At 60.7% G+C, this 15,969-nt stretch carries 11 protein-coding genes; 3 read left to right on the top strand and 8 right to left on the bottom strand.

Features of this window, described 5'->3' with window-relative positions; translation table 11 throughout:
- Window positions 1-83: 83 nt before the first annotated feature.
- Window positions 84-2,288, bottom strand: coding sequence for a hydantoinase B/oxoprolinase family protein (locus E3T41_RS06675; RefSeq protein ID WP_092448047.1), 2,205 nt, complete (start codon window positions 2,286-2,288; stop codon window positions 84-86).
- A gap of 21 nt (window positions 2,289-2,309) precedes the next feature.
- Window positions 2,310-4,403, bottom strand: a complete 2,094-nt coding sequence (locus E3T41_RS06680) for a hydantoinase/oxoprolinase family protein (protein WP_158251672.1) — start codon at window positions 4,401-4,403, stop codon at window positions 2,310-2,312.
- 380 nt (window positions 4,404-4,783) lie between these two features.
- Here E3T41_RS06680 and E3T41_RS06685 point away from each other — a divergent pair, with 380 nt between their 5' ends.
- The 3 genes from E3T41_RS06685 (at window position 4,784) to E3T41_RS06695 (ending at window position 9,497) form a co-directional block, all read left to right on the top strand.
- On the top strand, window positions 4,784-7,495 hold the full coding sequence (locus E3T41_RS06685) for a branched-chain amino acid ABC transporter permease/ATP-binding protein (RefSeq protein ID WP_104132953.1): 2,712 nt from the start codon (window positions 4,784-4,786) through the stop codon (window positions 7,493-7,495).
- Window positions 7,492-8,175 (top strand): ABC transporter ATP-binding protein, encoded by a 684-nt coding sequence (locus tag E3T41_RS06690; RefSeq protein WP_092448050.1) that lies wholly within the window; start codon window positions 7,492-7,494, stop codon window positions 8,173-8,175. Before E3T41_RS06685 ends, E3T41_RS06690 begins: the two co-directional genes overlap by 4 nt.
- Before the next feature lie 137 nt (window positions 8,176-8,312).
- Complete coding sequence (locus tag E3T41_RS06695; protein ID WP_134477811.1) at window positions 8,313-9,497, top strand: acetyl-CoA C-acyltransferase; 1,185 nt, start codon at window positions 8,313-8,315, stop codon at window positions 9,495-9,497.
- A 392-nt stretch (window positions 9,498-9,889) separates the two neighbouring features.
- On the opposite strand, the gene E3T41_RS06700 is transcribed toward E3T41_RS06695, so the two are convergent.
- The 6 genes from E3T41_RS06700 to E3T41_RS06725 form a co-directional block, all read right to left on the bottom strand.
- Window positions 9,890-10,822 (bottom strand): cytochrome b/b6 domain-containing protein, encoded by a 933-nt coding sequence (locus E3T41_RS06700; RefSeq protein WP_134477813.1) that lies wholly within the window; start codon window positions 10,820-10,822, stop codon window positions 9,890-9,892.
- Window positions 10,819-11,793, bottom strand: a complete 975-nt coding sequence (locus E3T41_RS06705) for an electron transfer flavoprotein subunit alpha/FixB family protein (RefSeq protein ID WP_241991051.1) — start codon at window positions 11,791-11,793, stop codon at window positions 10,819-10,821. The genes E3T41_RS06700 and E3T41_RS06705 overlap by 4 nt, the downstream gene beginning before the upstream one ends.
- A 37-nt stretch (window positions 11,794-11,830) precedes the next feature.
- Complete coding sequence (locus tag E3T41_RS06710; RefSeq protein WP_092448054.1) at window positions 11,831-12,610, bottom strand: electron transfer flavoprotein subunit beta/FixA family protein; 780 nt, start codon at window positions 12,608-12,610, stop codon at window positions 11,831-11,833.
- A 143-nt stretch (window positions 12,611-12,753) separates the two neighbouring features.
- On the bottom strand, window positions 12,754-13,947 hold the full coding sequence (locus tag E3T41_RS06715; protein ID WP_092448055.1) for an acetyl-CoA C-acetyltransferase: 1,194 nt from the start codon (window positions 13,945-13,947) through the stop codon (window positions 12,754-12,756).
- Window positions 13,940-14,833, bottom strand: coding sequence for an acyl-CoA dehydrogenase family protein (locus E3T41_RS06720; RefSeq protein WP_092448056.1), 894 nt, complete (start codon window positions 14,831-14,833; stop codon window positions 13,940-13,942). The genes E3T41_RS06715 and E3T41_RS06720 overlap by 8 nt, the downstream gene beginning before the upstream one ends.
- Window positions 14,830-15,957 (bottom strand): acyl-CoA dehydrogenase family protein, encoded by a 1,128-nt coding sequence (locus E3T41_RS06725; RefSeq protein ID WP_134477817.1) that lies wholly within the window; start codon window positions 15,955-15,957, stop codon window positions 14,830-14,832. Before E3T41_RS06725 ends, E3T41_RS06720 begins: the two co-directional genes overlap by 4 nt.
- Between the last annotated feature and the right edge of the window lie 12 nt (window positions 15,958-15,969).

The raw sequence follows: 15,969 nt of genomic DNA on the forward strand, positions 1-15,969 counted from the left end.
TGAACCGGACACCCCGCGCGGGCCGAACGCACTACAGCCCCGGACCTTCAGGTCCGGGGCTGTAGTGCGTGGTGTGTGGTTCTTTACGCTTCCGCGGGGAACCGCTCGAAGATACCGGGACGACTGGACTGAACCAAGGGGTGCCCGTCCAGGGTGACGTCGACCACGAGCGAACTTGCGCAGCCCGGGCAGCTGTTTTCGCGAAGAACAACCTCTTCGAACTGCACACGCTTGCGAACGTTCGACTTGAGCTCCGCGAAACGGCCGGAAATCTCTTGTTCCTTCGTCACCGCCTGGGTGCGCCAGTTGCCCGTACTGGCGCCTAGGTCCTCGCCGCACATGTTGCAGGCCCAGCGCTCATTGACGATACCCAGAGGCGCGAAGGCCGTCGCGTTGCTCAGGATCGGGCGCTTCACTTTGCCGCCGATTCGCGCTTCACGGATTGACTCACGAAGAGCCATGGTTCCGAGCTCATCAACGCTGCCATTTTCGGCGAGCTCGACACCATAGACATCGTGGGCGACTCCAGCGGAGACGTAGCCGTCGGAGACGTCCGCACTCACACGGTGCGTTTCCCGCAGGAGCGGGTCACCGGCACCGCCGCCGCCGCCGTGGATAACGGTGTAGACGTCACCTCGGTTGAGCGTGAGCGACGCGGATTGCGTGGGGCCGGGGATGGAGTGTCCCTGAAGCGATTCTTCAGTGGGGTAGGTTCCCGTCTCCAGGAGATCAAGAATGTTCGTGTCGCGAAGAAGCTTCCACGTGCCGGCCGAACCGGCGAATCCGCCGGCAACGCCACGAGGAGGAACATAGGCGCTGTTCGTGTAGGCGCCGGCATTCATCCGGTCGCAGTGCAGGATGGCGAGACAGGTGTTGACGCCGTTGCCACCTCGGAACACTCCGGCACCACCGGTGTCGGGCTCCACGCGGCGCCAGAGGATCATTCCGGGCTGGCTCATCTCTTCAGCCTCAACGTCGGGCATGTCGCACCCGGCCATCGCCTGTGCGGCATAGATTTCCATGCCGTCGCCAACGCTTTGTCCCGCTCCGCCCGAGGACATACCCACGGACATCGAGAACGAAACAGTGGGGTTCCCTGTCCGGCGATCAACGCCGAAGGCGGTGAAATAGGTTTGATTCTGGGCAGGCTGTCCGGCAACACGAGCGCCGATGACGGGATTCTTGCTGAAGGAGCAGGCCTGGGAGAACACATCGATGAGCAACTTGTTGACGCGCATTCCCGTCTGGATGTGTGACATCGTGACGGGAGCCGGGGCCACCGCGTTGACAATGGAACCCTTGGGTCCCAGATCGAAGTGGACCGGACGCCAAATTCCGGCATTGATGGGGATGTCATAGGCCAGCTGCGCCAAGATCGTCGTCCAGGACTGGCCGAGAACCGACGGTTCGACACCGTTGACGAATGAATCCGTCTGAGGTCCACCGCGGAATTGCAGTGTTATCTCATCATCTTCCACGATGAGGCGGCAGTGAATCTCGTGGAGTTCTTCAATGCCGCGGGCGTCGAATTCGACCCAGTCGCTGCTGTCATACGTGCCGTCCGGCATTGACTTGATGATGGCACGCAGGCCGATCTCAGAGAGCCGCTTGCTCTCTTCGTTCAACGTTGTGAAGCGGTCAAGGCCGATTTCAGCCAATGTCGCTTCGAGACGGCGTTGGCCGGCGTTGTTGGCGGCGATCATGCTGCGAATGTCGTTGAGGACTGTTCCCGCCATGCGTACGTTATTAGCGATGAAACCTTCCCATTCAGGATCGATGGCGCCATCACGAGCAATTCGCGTTCCGGGGAACGCGAGGGATTCCGAGAAGGAGTCCACGGCACCCAGCGCGAAACCGGAAATGGCAGAACCGCCGATGTCGAGGACGTGTTCGTTCACATAGCCCCAGGCCACGAGCTTGTCCTCGAAGAAGAAGGGCATAACGATACCCACGTCGCCCTGGTGCACGGCGCCGGAGGTGTGCGGGTCGTTGCAGGCGAAGGCGTCACCGGGCCGAAGGTTGGCGGGGTCGACTCGACGCATAACGGCCTGAACGCCCAGGAGAGCGGTGCTGACGTGGAACGAGACGAATCCCGAGAACGCGAGCTGCTCACCGTTTGCATCCAGGATGCAGGTGCTGAAGTCTTTGGCGTCGGTGACGACCGGGGAACCCGATGTCCGCATCAGGGTGATGGCCATTTCGTTGGCAATGTTGCGAATCGACTTCTGGTGAACCTCGACATCGATTAGATCGTATTCGAGGGTTCCCTGCGTCTTTGCAGAATTCATGACTGTCTTCTCTCTGGTTCTTTACGCGGTGAGCGTGAAATTGAAGTACTGGTCACGGCCACATTCGGAGCCTTCGGGTACGTAGATTGTCGTATCTCCGACGTCAACGATGCAGGGGCCGTTGACCACGGCGCCGGGGATGAGGTCTGCTTCGGCGTAGATGGGGAGCACTGCGTCGCGTCGCTCGCTGGGCAGGAAGACGGAGCGTTCTCCGACAGGCTGCGGCGTGGGGGCTCCGACGACAACCGCCTGCTGACGCTCAGTCGGCTTCGGGCGGTGGTGGATGACCCGGGTCGAGAGGGTCATGAGAACAACAGGTGAGCCCTTCCATGCCGTTCCTTCGCCGTAGTTGCGCTCGTAGACGCGAGGGAAATCCTCCGCGAGGCGAGCAGCGTCGGCTGGAACGAAATCCACGTCCTGCAAAGGAACGGTGACTTCATATGTCTGTCCGAGGAAACGGAAATCACCGCTTCGTTCAACCGAGAGATCCTCTGGAGCAATCCCCTCGAGACCAGCGTCGTGCTTGGCCTGGCTGAGCATGACCGCCATGGCTTCGTTAATCCGATCGGCCTGGCTTGGGTCGCTGAGATCCCAGTTGACTGTTTGCTCGTACTGACGCACGTAGTCCGCGATCAGAACGCCATACGCGGAAAACGCCGAGGAATTATCGGGGATGACGATACTCGGGCAGCCCAATCGGCGGCAGATTTCCACGGCAAACAAGCCGAGCCCTCCCCCGTACGAGAAGAACGTGAAATCACGAGGGTGATGGCCTCGTTCGATGCTGACCACACGCAGTGCATTGGCCATTTCGATGACGGCAAGGTCATAGATGCCTGCTGCGGCTTGCTTGACATCCCAGCCCAGCGGATCCCCAATTCGGTTCTTCACAGCTGCTGACGCATCCGCAACGCTGAGCTGGTGGCGACCATTGAGGTAGTTTCCTGGATCGATCAACCCCAGGATGACGTTCGCATCGGTAACCGTCGGTTCTGTTCCGCCGCGTCCGTAGCAGGCGGGGCCGGGCTCGGAACCCGCGCTGTGCGGGCCCACCTGGGGAACGCCTCGTCCGTCGAGCCATGCCACGCTGCCGCCGCCGGCGCCGACTGAGACGATGTCCAACATGTTGATTCCGGTGTGAAACGGTCCGAATGTTGCCTGCTTGGCGATGGACGGCTCGAGGTTGGGGAGAACCGCCGTGTCGAAACTCGTTCCACCCATGTCACCGACGAAGATATTCGTCAGTCCGAGTCGGGCGGCAGCGTGCCGGGCCCCCATCACGCCGCCCGCCGGGCCGGATTGCATCAGGGTGACAGGCTTGGCCTGAACGGCCTCGGCGCCGACGGATCCACCGATTCCCTGAAAGAAGGTGAGGGTGCCGGTGAAACCCGCATTGCCGAGCTGTGTCTGCAGGCCTTCGACATATCGTGTCGTTGCCCGGTGTGACAGGCAGTTGAAAACCGCGGTCATGAATCGCGGATACTCGCCGACGACGGGGTGAACCTCAGAAGAGAGGGTGATGAAAATTCCGGGGATCTCTTCGAGAACAATCTCGCGGGTTCGCTTCTCGTTCGTGCCGTCGCTGAACGACCACAGGTAGCAAATTGCAATGGCTTCAACACCATTGTCGCGAAGACGACGGACGGCGGCACGGACTTCGACTTCATCGAGGGGAACGGCGATCTCGCCATTGCTCATCACGCGTTCACTTATTTCTTCAATGCAGTCCCGCGCAACGACGTCCGGCGGGGGAGTCTGGAGATGGTCGTCGTATTCAACGCGGCGGGCGCCGCTGGCCAGACGAAACGTGTCCTTGAATCCGCGTGTGATGAGCACGCCTACTTTGGCACCACGCAACTCGGTGATGGCGTTGGTGACAATAGTTGAACCGTTGATGAACGCATGGCATTGGGCCAGAACTTCATCGCGTTCCTGGCCGAGCTGGTTCGCTGCAAGCTCAAGCGCATTGAAGATGCCGACACTGTAATCACCATGTGTCGTGAACGACTTACTGCGTACGAGACCATTGGGCCCCGAGAGGACGAGGTCGGTATGGGTCCCCCCGACGTCGACTCCAACGGCATAGTCACCTTTTTCAACCAGCTGCGATTTCATAGTCCTTGTGTTCTCCATTTCATAGCAACGCCTCGCTGCGTCATGATCACATTTGCCCTGTTGCGCTTCGACCGCTTGCGCGGAAACGACGGGTCTGTGAGCTCTCGATAAGTGTCGCAAAGGCGAGATAAATCTGTCAAGCGTTTGTTTGAATTACTGTTTGTTTCCGGAGGGACGCCAGCCAGAGAATCCCGGCGTGATCGAGTAGAAACAATAGTTGACTTTCCACCATACGATTGGTAGAAATATCAAGTAGCCTGTGGGACCGTGCAGCAGGTCGAGCGTTGACCCCCTGTCCAACCCCGATCAATGAGGATCGAAAGGAGCTTCATGCCCTTCCGGCCTTTTGTTGAATCTGAATTTGATGGAAGAAGGACCTGATGGAAGAAGTTCTGCGGTTTGCACTGATCGGCCTTGGCCTGGGTGCAATGTACTCACTTGCCTCGCAAGGTCTTGTTCTCATCTACCGAGGTTCGGGTGTTCTCAATTTTGCGCAGGGTGCCGTCGGCATGCTCGGGGCCTACGTCTATTACGAGGCTCGCACGACGTTCGAGCTTCCCTTCCTGGTATCGGCATTGATCGGCATCGCCGCTTCGGGAATTGTCGGTGTTCTCGTGCAGGTCGTCATCATGCGCCGGCTCAAGAACGCCTCGCCGCTGGCGCGAATCGTGGCGACCCTCGGGATCCTGCTCACCCTGCAGTCCCTCGCAGTCTTGAAATACGGCGGCCGAACGACATTCGTGACGCCCGAGTTGCCCCAAGGCGTCATTCCCCTATCCGGATCGATAGTCCTTCCTTGGGACCGACTCATCATGGTCGTCATCGCCGTGGTCTTGACGGTCATCCTCTGGGCTGTCTACAAATACTCACGATTCGGACTCGGCACCTCAGCGGTGGCTGAAAATGAATTGGCGGCCTCGACCCTGGGCTGGTCGTCTGATCGCATCGCCATGATCAACTGGGCCGTTGGTTCCGCACTGGCCGGTCTTGCCGCAATCCTCGTTTCGCCCATCATCACCCTTCAGGTCTCGGTGATGACGAACCTTGTACTTGCGGCCATGGCAACGGCGCTGATTGCCGGCTTCCGTTCGTTCCCGATCGCACTGGTGGCAGGGCTCGTCATCGGCATGATGCAGACCGCTGTGGGACGCTTCTCAGCAGACATCCCGGGGCTGGCGGACTCGCTTCCCCTTGTCGCCATCGTTATCATCCTGCTGGTGCGGGGCAAGTCTCTTCCGCTCCGCGATTACATCTTCCAGAAGCTTCCCCTGGTTGGATCGGGACGCATCCGCTGGAGAATCGTCGTTCCTGTTCTCGTTGCTGCCGCAATCCTGATCATCGCCGTTCCGCCTCGCTGGCAGGATGCCTTGACCATCACCATTGCCGCGGCCATGATAACGCTGTCCATCGTGCTTCTTACCGGCTATGCCGGACAGATTTCGCTGGCCCAATTTGCGATGGCAGGTTTTGGCGCATTCATCGCCGGTCGAATGGTTTCCATTTGGCATGTCTCCTTCGAAGTGGCTCTCATCTCCGGCATCTTGGCCACCATTCCGGTCGGGATTCTCATCGCGCTCCCCGCGGTGCGAACCCGGGGGATCACCCTGGCCGTTGTCACTCTCGGGTTGGGCACGACTCTCGAGTTCATGGTCTTCAACAGCGACTTCTTGACGGGCGGCTTCTTCGGGACCCAAATCGGGCAACCCCTGCTTTTCGGCCTTAACATCAGCGCCATCGTTCATCCCGAGCGATATGGACTCGTGGCCTTGGGGCTCCTGCTCCTGATGACCCTGGTCGTGGGCAACATCCGTCGCGGCCGAAGCGGCCGCAAGCTCATTGCGGTGCGAACGAATGAACGAGCCGCCGCCGCACTCGGAATCAGCATCACGTCAGCCAAGCTGTACGCCTTCGGTGTCGCTGCCGGCATAGCGGCGTGCGGCGGTATCATCCTCGCGTTCCGCAGCGAATCGATCGTCTTCGGTTCGACCTTCACGAGCTTCAACTCGATTTCGGCTGTGGGCTGGGCGATGATCGGCGGAATCGGATTCCTCCTCGGCCCGCTCTTTGGTGCAACGCTGGCTCCGGGATCCATTGGTGCCGCTCTCCTGAACGCAATCCCGGGAGAGTTCAGCACGTTCCTGCCTCTCGTGAGCGGTGTGCTGATCATCTTCTTCGTGATCCAGAACCAGAACGGTGTTGCCAAGGAAATGTCGACTCTGTTCAAGGGACTTCTGCCCAAGCTGGCCCGTGATGCCAAGGCGCATTCCTCCAAGGAGCTGATGGTTCCCAACGCAGCTCCGGTGCGCGTCAGCCAGAAGGTATTGGAAGTCAGGAACCTGACCGTTCGATACGGCGGAACGGTCGCCGTGGAAGGCGTGACCCTGACGGTCCGCCCTGGCCAGGTTCTCGGCCTGATCGGGCCCAACGGTGCTGGAAAGACCTCCATCATCGATGCGATCACCGGTTTCGCCCCGCAGACCGAGGGCGATGTCATCCTCGATGGAGTCAAGATGAATGATCTCTCGGCCATGCGTCGAGCACGGGCCGGAGTCAGCCGTTCATTCCAGTCTCTTGAGCTTTTCGAAGACTGTACCGTTCTCGACAATCTGCTTACGGCTGCCGATCCATTCGAGTCGGGTTCATACTTCCTGGAGATTTTTCGGCCGAGCAAACCGCGACTCTCCCCGGCCACAATCGAAGCGATCCGTGAGTTCGACCTCGCTGATGAACTCGACACGGTGGTTGAGAACCTGCCCTACGGCAAGCGTCGACTTGTCGCTCTCGCCCGCGCTGTTGCCATCGAACCCAGCATTTTGCTGCTGGACGAGCCCGCAGCCGGATTGGGCGATGTCGAATCGGCGGAGCTCGCAGAAATGGTTCGAAAACTTGCAAAGAACTGGGGCATAGGAGTCCTGCTCGTGGAGCATGACATGAACTTCGTCATGGGTCTGTGCGACGAGATCGTTGTCGTCGACTTCGGAAAGAAGATCGCCGAAGGAAGCCCCGCTGAAGTTCGCGGGGACAGCCTTGTTCTCGAGGCCTACCTCGGAGCTCCCTCGTCGGAAGAAATCACGGAAGGAATGAATCGATGAGCGCACTTGACGTTATCGGGATGAGCGCTGGATACGGCACCCAACCCGTTGTGGAAAACATCAACCTGACCGTTGAATCGGGAACCGTCACCGCTCTCTTCGGGGCAAATGGCGCGGGAAAGTCAACCACGCTCAAGGCCATCAGCGGGGCCATCGGCGTCCTGGCGGGAAGTGTGGCGATCAACGGCAGCGCAACCACAGCCCCTTTGTACCAGCGTGCACGCAATGGGCTCTCGTATGTCACGGAAGAACGGTCCGTTTTCAAGGGGCTGACCGTTGAGGAAAACCTCCGAGTGGGCGGTGTAGACATTCCCACCGTGCTCGCGCTCTTCCCAGAACTTGAGAAACGTTTGCGTATTAAGGCCGGACTCATCTCGGGAGGCGAGCAGCAGATGCTCTCGCTCGGTCGGGCCATGGTGCGAGGACCCAACCTGATTCTGGCCGACGAACTGTCACTCGGTCTCGCCCCGCTCGTCGTGACACGCCTCTTCAAGGCGTTGCGCACTGCGGCGTCTGAGACAGGGTTGGGTGTTCTCCTCGTTGAACAACACGTTCGGAAGGCACTCGACTACGTTGACCACGTCTACGTCATGAGGCGCGGGCGAGTCGAACTAGACCTTCCGATTGCCGAGGCGAAGAACCGCATTGAAGACATTGAGAACGCCTATCTCTCGGCCTGACGAGCGACCGGCCCGGCCGTTGGGCTGCGGACCGAGAACCATCCCGTCAGCTTGCTGACACACGCTGATATTCTCAGCCGAGTCAAACAGAGTGCCTCGGCACAGACGCCATAATTACATCGTCGTCAGGAGAGGACATGGCAGAGGCCTACCTCGTTGGAGGAGCACGAACGCCCGTCGGTCGTTATGGTGGGGTGCTGGCGGGGGTGCGTCCGGATGACCTCGCGGCGATCGTGGTGGCGGAGGCGGTGCGTCGTGCCGGGATCGATCCGGCCCTGATTGACGACATCATTTTCGGCGCTGCCACGCAGGCCGGGGAGGACAACCGTAATGTGGCGCGGATGGCGCCTCTCCTGGCCGGTCTGCCCGATCACGTGCCGGGGATCACGGTCAATCGCCTGTGTGCGTCGGGTTTGTCGGCGATCACGATGGCGGCGCAGGCCATTCGCGCCGGCGATGCCGACGTGATGGTGGCCGGCGGTGTGGAATCGATGACGCGGGCGCCCTGGGTTCAGGGTAAGCCGGACCGGGCGTGGGCGAAGCCCGGTGCGCAGTTCGATACGTCCATCGGGTGGCGTTTCATCAACCCGAAGTTGGCGGCGCGGGATAAGGCCACGTTTTCGATGTCGGAAACGGCGGAGGAGGTCGCTCGCATCGACGGCATCACCCGTGATGAGGCGGATGCCTTCGCCCTTCGCAGTCAGCAGCGGGCGGCGGCGGCGATTGATGCCGGTCATTTCGTGGACGAGATCGTCGGCGTGCCGACGAAGGCCGGCGAGGTGCTCGTGGATGAGGGCCCGCGCCGGGATACGAGCCTGGAGGGGCTCGCCGGGCTGCGCCCAATCGTCAGTGGCGGTTCTGTCGTGACGGCCGGGAATGCCAGTTCGCTCAATGACGGGGCTTCGGCGGTCGTGGTGGCGAGCGGCGAGGCGGTGAAGCGTTATGGCCTCATTCCTCGCGCCCGCATCGTGTTCGGTGCCAGCGTGGGACTCGCGCCGGAGATCATGGGGCTGGGTCCGGTTGCGGCTACCCAGAAGGTGCTCGCTCGAACGGGACTGCGGGTGGAGGACCTGGGCGCGATCGAGCTGAACGAGGCCTTCGCCACCCAATCGCTGGCGTGCATCCGGCGCCTCGACCTTGACGAGGAGATCGTGAACCGCGACGGCGGCGCGATAGCCCTCGGGCATCCGCTCGGATCGAGTGGGGCGCGACTCGTCGTTACTCTCCTCGGACGCATGGAACGTGAAAACGCCCGGCATGGCCTCGCCACGATGTGTGTGGGCGTCGGCCAGGGCTCGGCCTTGATCCTGGAGCGTGTCTGATGACCACAATGGGACTCGAACTCGCCGCGACGAGAACCTTCAGTTCTCCAGAGGTTTGGCTACAGCAACTCCGCTTCTGAGGCGGAAGCCCGACGCAAGGGACGGCTGCCTTCGAGGCCGGCCTGAATTGCCTCAACAGCATCTCCCACGTCACCGCCGACGCTAACTGACTGGCATCTTTGGGTTTCTTCCCTTCGATGGTGGGATTCTGCGTTCTTGCGGTTCGCCCGAGGATGGTAGCCGCATCGTGAACTGTGCAGGGTCCGGCGGCCTTCATGAGGTGGTGGCCGGCCTCTCCCTCTGTCGTTCCCAACCCGTCGCACTCCGGACGCATTCCGCGACCGGCTCGCCGTGATCGGTCACTTCGCCCAGGCAAGCCCGGAAAATTGCCGCTAGCGAGAAACTGTTCCGGTCAGTGCGGCAACGGAGCGCAGCACGAGCGGTGTCGCTGCGAACCAAGCCGCAATCATGACCACCAGTGATCCTGCGAAAATCCAGAACCCCAACCATGTTGTGTTGTCCTGGGAGGCATACATGTGATTGAGGTTGCGCAGCGCACCTGTTGCGAGTACGAGTGTCACGTGAAGGATCGTGAACCCGGCGAACCAGAGCATGACGGGAAAATGAATTGCTCTGGCCATCGCCAGGGGGAACGCGGCGTTGATTCTTCGGGCACGTTGTGGCCAGGCTGAAGACATCCGGAGCCCGGTTGCGATCGCCAGGGGCGCGGCGACGAAGATTGTCGCCGAGTAGCTCAGAAGCTGAAGACTGTTGTAATTGACCCAACCGTTGTCAGTGGGCCAATTCAGCGATAAATACTGAATGCCCACGGAAACAGCGTTCGGAAAGACGTCCCAACCCAGGGGGACGACTCTCATCCATTGGCCGGTGACGACGAGCAAAACAATGAAGACAATACCGTTGAGAATCCAGAGGAAGTCCAGGCTGAGGTGTAGCCACAGCATGATGCTGACTCTTTTCGGTGCCGATTTCGTGCGGAAGATACCGGAATTGCGTCTGGTCCAATAGGCCGCGGGGCGACGCTCGGTGCGTACCTGCCATCCCGATCGAATGATCAGCAGGATAAAGAAGGCATTGAAGAAATGTTGCCACCCCAACCAGACGGGCAGGCCCACCGGAGCGTTGGCGGGTAAGGCGGAATGCCCGGGGTAAGTCTGCATGAAAGAACGCACCTCGGGTACGTCGCGCACGGCCTGGGCACCGAGAACTGCGGCGAGGAGAAGAAGGACACTTAGCAGCGCTAACCCGGCGGCCTTGACCCATCGGCGGCGTACCGGCTCCCGCACCTTCAGGGAGGAGCTCAATGCCGGAGCCGATGCAGGGCTTCAATGGTCTGCGGAATGACCGTGAAGATATCACCCACGATGCCGAAGTCGGTGAAGTCGAAGATAGGGGCGTCGGGATCTTTGTTCACGGCCACGATGACCTTGGCCGTTTGCATTCCGGCTAGATGCTGAATTGCGCCGGAGATACCCAAGGCGATGTAGAGCTGGGGTGACACGATGGTTCCGGTCTGGCCTACCTGCAGAGAATGCGTGACGTACCCGGCATCCACCGCGGCGCGAGAGGCCCCCACTGCTGCACCGAGAGCGTCGGCGAGTTGCTCAACGAGGAGGAAGTCTTCCTTCGAACCGACACCGCGTCCGCCGGAAACCACAGTTGCGGCCCCACGAAGGTCGGGCCGGCCCGAATCGGTGGGTGCTTCCGTTCGGGATGTGATCGTGGCGGCGGCAACGCCTGTGAGGGACAGGGTGATGGTGGTCAGGTCGGGAGTGTGGGCCGTGACGTCTTCGTCGATCGAGCCCCGTCGGAGCGTTATGACAGCCGGCCCGCCGTGGATGGACGACTCGACGTCGAAGGCTCCTCCGAAAACGGAGTTGCGGGCAACCACTCTGTCGTTGACGAGCGCGATGTCTATGGCATCGATTGTGAGGCCTCCACCGATTCTGACCGCGAGTCTTCCCGCAATCTCACGGCCTTCGACGGAGTTCGTCACGAGCACAGCGGCTGAGGTATCGAAGTGGGAGAACGCTGCCGCGAGGGACTCCACTGCAGGAGTCGCCAACAGGGAATCGGTCTGGGTCGACTCCGCGATGAAGACATGGTGAGCTCCGAGATCGCCAAGCTGTTTCACGTGTTCGCTGTGGTCGCCCGGCGTGGTGCTGAGGACGGCGACGGGAGTTCCGAGTCGCGTCGCGGCGGCAAGCAGCATCTTCGCGCTTCCGCGAATCTCTCCCGACGGAGACACTTCAATCAAGGTCAGTGCAGTCGACACGGTGTCATTCCTTATGTTTGATCGAGGTTTGGCGGGGTTAGACGAAGCGCCCGGCGGCAAGAAACTCTGCCAGTTCGACGCCGGCATTTCCCGAGTCGACAATCTTGATTCCAGCGGTGCGTGCGGGGCGACGCGTGACGGTCGTTATCGTCGATCGGCCGGTTGACCTGAATGAGGTTTCCGGGTTGATGCTCAGGTCGGAGAGGGAGAGGGTTGCCAGGGGCTTCTTCTTCGCCTTCAGGAGGCCCTTGAAACTGGGAAAGCGAGCGTCAGGGGATTGTTCCGTCACCGAGACGATGGCAGGAAGCCGTGCTGTCACGGTGAGGGTCCCGTAATCGGTTTCGCGTGAGCCGTTGACGACATCGGCGGCTATGTGGACCTCGGATAGCGATGTCAGGTGAGGCACCGATAAATGCTCTGCAACCATGGCAGGGATTACGCCCCCGCGGCCATCGGTTGACTCGTTTCCTGCAATCACCATGTCGAAGCCCGCGTGGGTAATGGCAGCAGCAAGCACGCTTGACGTCCATGTGACATCGGCACCGGCGAGGGCGTCGTCCAAAACGTGAACCGCCGAATCCGCGCCCATCGCAAGGCAGTGGCGCAGCGCGACTGCGGCGGAGGCGGGGCCCATGGTGAGAACGATGATTTCTGCGCCGGTCTCGTCTTTGTGTCGGAGGGCAACCTCCAGGGACCGATCACTGATCTCGTCGATGATGTTGTCGGGTGCGGAACGATCAAGCGCCCCGGTCGCTGAATCGAGGGATCGTTCGCCCCAGGTGTCGGGAACCTGCTTCACGAGCACAATGATCTTCACGGGGCACTCTTCCTGCTGTTTGGAGGACGGATGATGATGAGATACTCGTTGTTCAGGGACAAGAAGCTTGTTCTCCATTGAACACCACGTATATCAAAAAATCAATCAATCGTTTGTTTTATTCTCACGCTTTTGAAAAGTTGTTAGGACAGCCGCTCGATAACCATGGCCATGCCCTGGCCACCCGCAACGCACATCGTCTCCAGACCGAATTGCTTGTCATGCCACTGCAATGAGTGGATGAGCGTGGTCGTGATCCGCGCGCCGGTCATCCCGTAGGGATGACCGATGGCGATGGCCCCACCGTTAACGTTCACCTTTTCGAGCGGGATGCCCAGCTCTCGGTAGGAAGGGATGACCTGCGCGGCGAAGGCTTCGTTGATCTCTACGAGATCCAGGTCCTGGGCGCTGAGCCCAGCGAGGGCTAACGCTTTCTTACTCGCCTCGACGGGGCCGAGGCCCATGATCTCGGGGGAAAGCGCGGAGACGGCCGTTGAGACTATCCGCGCGAGGGGCGTCAGGTTCAGTTCTTTTGCCCGCTGAGCACTCATGATGACGAGGGCCGCCGCCCCGTCGTTCAGACCGCAGCAATTACCAGCCGTGACAGATCCACCCTCGCGGAAGACGGGTTCCAACCCGGCTAGTTTCTCCATCGTCGTGCCGGGACGCGGTCCGTCGTCGCGGCTGACGACGGTGCCGTTCGGAAGCGTGATGGGTGTGATGTCGAGGTCCCAGAAGCCAGATAGACGCGCCTGCTCTGTCAGCGCCTGGCTCCGAAAGGCGTACTCGTCCATTTCCCGACGCGAAACGCCTCGAATGCCCGCGATGTTCTCGGCTGTCGTTCCCATATCGACAAATGCATTGGGCATGTCCCCGGTGATCCTGGGGTCAACCCAATCTCCGGGCTGCGGTGTTCCGGAGGTGAAGGCACTGTTGCCGTACTGAGGGTCATCTGGGTTTCCGTCGCGGATGCGGGAGACCATCTCGACGCCGGCGGAGATGAGCACATTGGCTTCACCCGCTCTGATGGCGTGCATGGCCATACGCGTCGTTTGCAGGCTAGACGCGCAGAACCTATTGACCGTCGTCCCGGGGATGTCGTCGTAGCCCATCAAAAGCGGAACAATTCGGCCGAGGTTGGCGCCCTGTTCCCCTCCCGGGAGGCCGCAGCCGAGGAGGAAATCCTCGATGGTGGCAGGGTCCAGCTCGGGGATCTGGGCCAGGGCGGCGATCGTGATCTGCGCGGTGAGGTCATCACCGCGGATCTCGGTCAGTGATCCCTTGAAGGCGCGACCAATCGGCGATCGAGCTGTGGCGACGATGACGGCTTCAGGCATGTTCACCGAGCGCCGTGACCATTTCTCGCAGGGTGATGAGGTGGCGCAAGTAAAAGTGAAGACCCATCTCCCAGGTGAATCCGATGCCTCCGTGAACTTGAATCGCCAGCTCAACAGCGCGGATGCTGAGGTCGAGCGAGTAGACAGCACTGCGATGCGCGTTGGCGGGATCCAGGCTGCCCCAGACGACGGCGGTTTCCGCCTGTTCGGCGTCCATGTGGGCATTCGATAAGTGATGTTTGACAGCCTGGAACGAGCCGATCGGCTTACCGAACTGCATGCGCTGCTTGGCGTACGTCACGGCATCGGCCACGGCGCGTTTGGCGATACCGCTGCCCTCCGCAGCCCACACGACAGATATTTCACGGGCGGCCTCCGCAGTGAACGTTGTGATGTGCGATGAGTGGGCGGCTCGCAGACTGGGAGCGAAAATGTCACTGGCGAGGCTCTGCACGGCAACGAGGGAGCTCGTCTCGGAGATGAAATCAGAGACCACGTGCATGTCTGCGATCTGACCAAAAGGCACCATCCCGGTGCCCGCGGAGAGAGCGCGTGTGGGAATGCTGAAGGTGACGGGACCATCGTGCTCGGCTGCGCTGGCGGAGTGGCGCTTCGCCATGATCGTGGTCAGCAGAGGGAGCTGAACGGTGATTTCTCCCCAGGCCTTGGCGATTTCCACAAGGTCGCGAAGGGTCGCGGACTCGTCGTCCTCGGTGACGCCGACAAGGTCCCAGCCGGCATCAGAAATGTCGCTCCAGGCGAGAGGGGACTGCCCTTCGATATAGGAGGAGATGTTCGCCTGGTCCGTGGCCTTGACGAGGGCTGAACGGATCGCTCCGGCGGCAAGCAGACCGATCTCGCCCGGACGCGTGGTGAGAAGTGTCATCGCGGCAACCCCAATACTCGTTCGCTGATAATGTTTCTTTGGATTTCATTGCTTCCCGAATAGATCGAGGAGGCGCGGGTTTCGAGATACTGCAGACGCCAGTGATCCGATGTTTCGGGGGTCATGTTCTCGAGTCCGAGAATGGAGGTTTCTTGCCACAGCTCGCTCCACAGCAGCTTCAAAATGGATGTCGCCCGGAAGAAATCCGGTGAGTCGAGCTCAAGGTCAACCGCTTTGGAGACCTGCCAGTGGACCAGTTCGACCCGAATGTCCAACTCGTCGAGTTGCTTTCGCAGGTCTGGCCGGTCACCGAGCGTCGCGAGTAGGAGATCCATGTCGGAGCGAATCTCGACATAGCGGCTTGTCGCTTCGACGCCTCCGCGTTCATTCATCAGGGTCGTCATGGCGACTTTCCACCCTGAGCCTTCCGTGGATACCCGGTCGGCGTCGGCGACAAAGACGTCATCGAACTGGACCTCGGCAAAGTGTGTCAGTCCGGAGGCTTGTTTGATCGGGCTGATGTTCACGCCGGGCTGCTTCATGTCCAGCAGGAACATGGTGAGATTCTTATGGCGGGGCGCGTTCGGATCCGTCTGGGCCAGAAGGAGGCAACGATGGGCCATCTTGGCGAAGCTGGTCCAGGTCTTCCGGCCCGAGATGAGATATCCGCCGTCGACTTTGACTGCTCGGCAAGATACGCCTGCGAGGTCTGATCCGGCATTGGGCTCGGAGAATCCCTGGCACCAGATCTCATCCCCGTTGAGGATCTTCGGCAGGAAGCGCGCAAGTTGCTCATCCGTTCCGTGGCCGATCAGGCTGGGTGCCGTCAGGATGCGGCCGATGCGGGCCAGCCCGTCGGGGGCCTGGGCCTGGGCGGCGAGATCGTGGAAGATCACCTCTTCAACCATGGAGAGCCCCTGGCCACCGAATTCCTTCGGCAGGGAGAGTCCGGCAAACCCGCCGCGGTGAAGCTGACGGTCCCACTCGTGTCGGATCTCGTCCGTTTCCTTCTCGCTCAAGCTGCCTCTGTGTTCCCTCCAACGCGCGGGGACGTTCTCTTGGAGCCACACGCGGGCGGCGCTGGTGAACACTTCCCTCGCATTGCGCTCTTCTGTGGTGGGCATTTGTACTCCTTA

It is taken from the genome of Cryobacterium sp. Hh38, from assembly GCF_004403235.1.
Taxonomy (GTDB): domain Bacteria; phylum Actinomycetota; class Actinomycetes; order Actinomycetales; family Microbacteriaceae; genus Cryobacterium; species Cryobacterium levicorallinum.

Excerpts from the sequence above, each read along its gene's own strand:
- E3T41_RS06675 (WP_092448047.1), bottom strand. The coding sequence starts at position 2,288 with ATGAATTCTGCAAAGACGCAGGGAACCCTCGAATACGATCTAATCGAT.
- E3T41_RS06680 (WP_158251672.1), bottom strand. The coding sequence starts at position 4,403 with ATGAAATCGCAGCTGGTTGAAAAAGGTGACTATGCCGTTGGAGTCGAC.
- E3T41_RS06685 (WP_104132953.1), top strand. The coding sequence starts at position 4,784 with ATGGAAGAAGTTCTGCGGTTTGCACTGATCGGCCTTGGCCTGGGTGCA.
- E3T41_RS06690 (WP_092448050.1), top strand. The coding sequence starts at position 7,492 with ATGAGCGCACTTGACGTTATCGGGATGAGCGCTGGATACGGCACCCAA.
- E3T41_RS06695 (WP_134477811.1), top strand. The coding sequence starts at position 8,313 with ATGGCAGAGGCCTACCTCGTTGGAGGAGCACGAACGCCCGTCGGTCGT.
- E3T41_RS06715 (WP_092448055.1), bottom strand. The coding sequence starts at position 13,947 with ATGCCTGAAGCCGTCATCGTCGCCACAGCTCGATCGCCGATTGGTCGC.
- E3T41_RS06720 (WP_092448056.1), bottom strand. The coding sequence starts at position 14,833 with ATGACACTTCTCACCACGCGTCCGGGCGAGATCGGTCTGCTTGCCGCC.
- E3T41_RS06725 (WP_134477817.1), bottom strand. The coding sequence starts at position 15,957 with ATGCCCACCACAGAAGAGCGCAATGCGAGGGAAGTGTTCACCAGCGCC.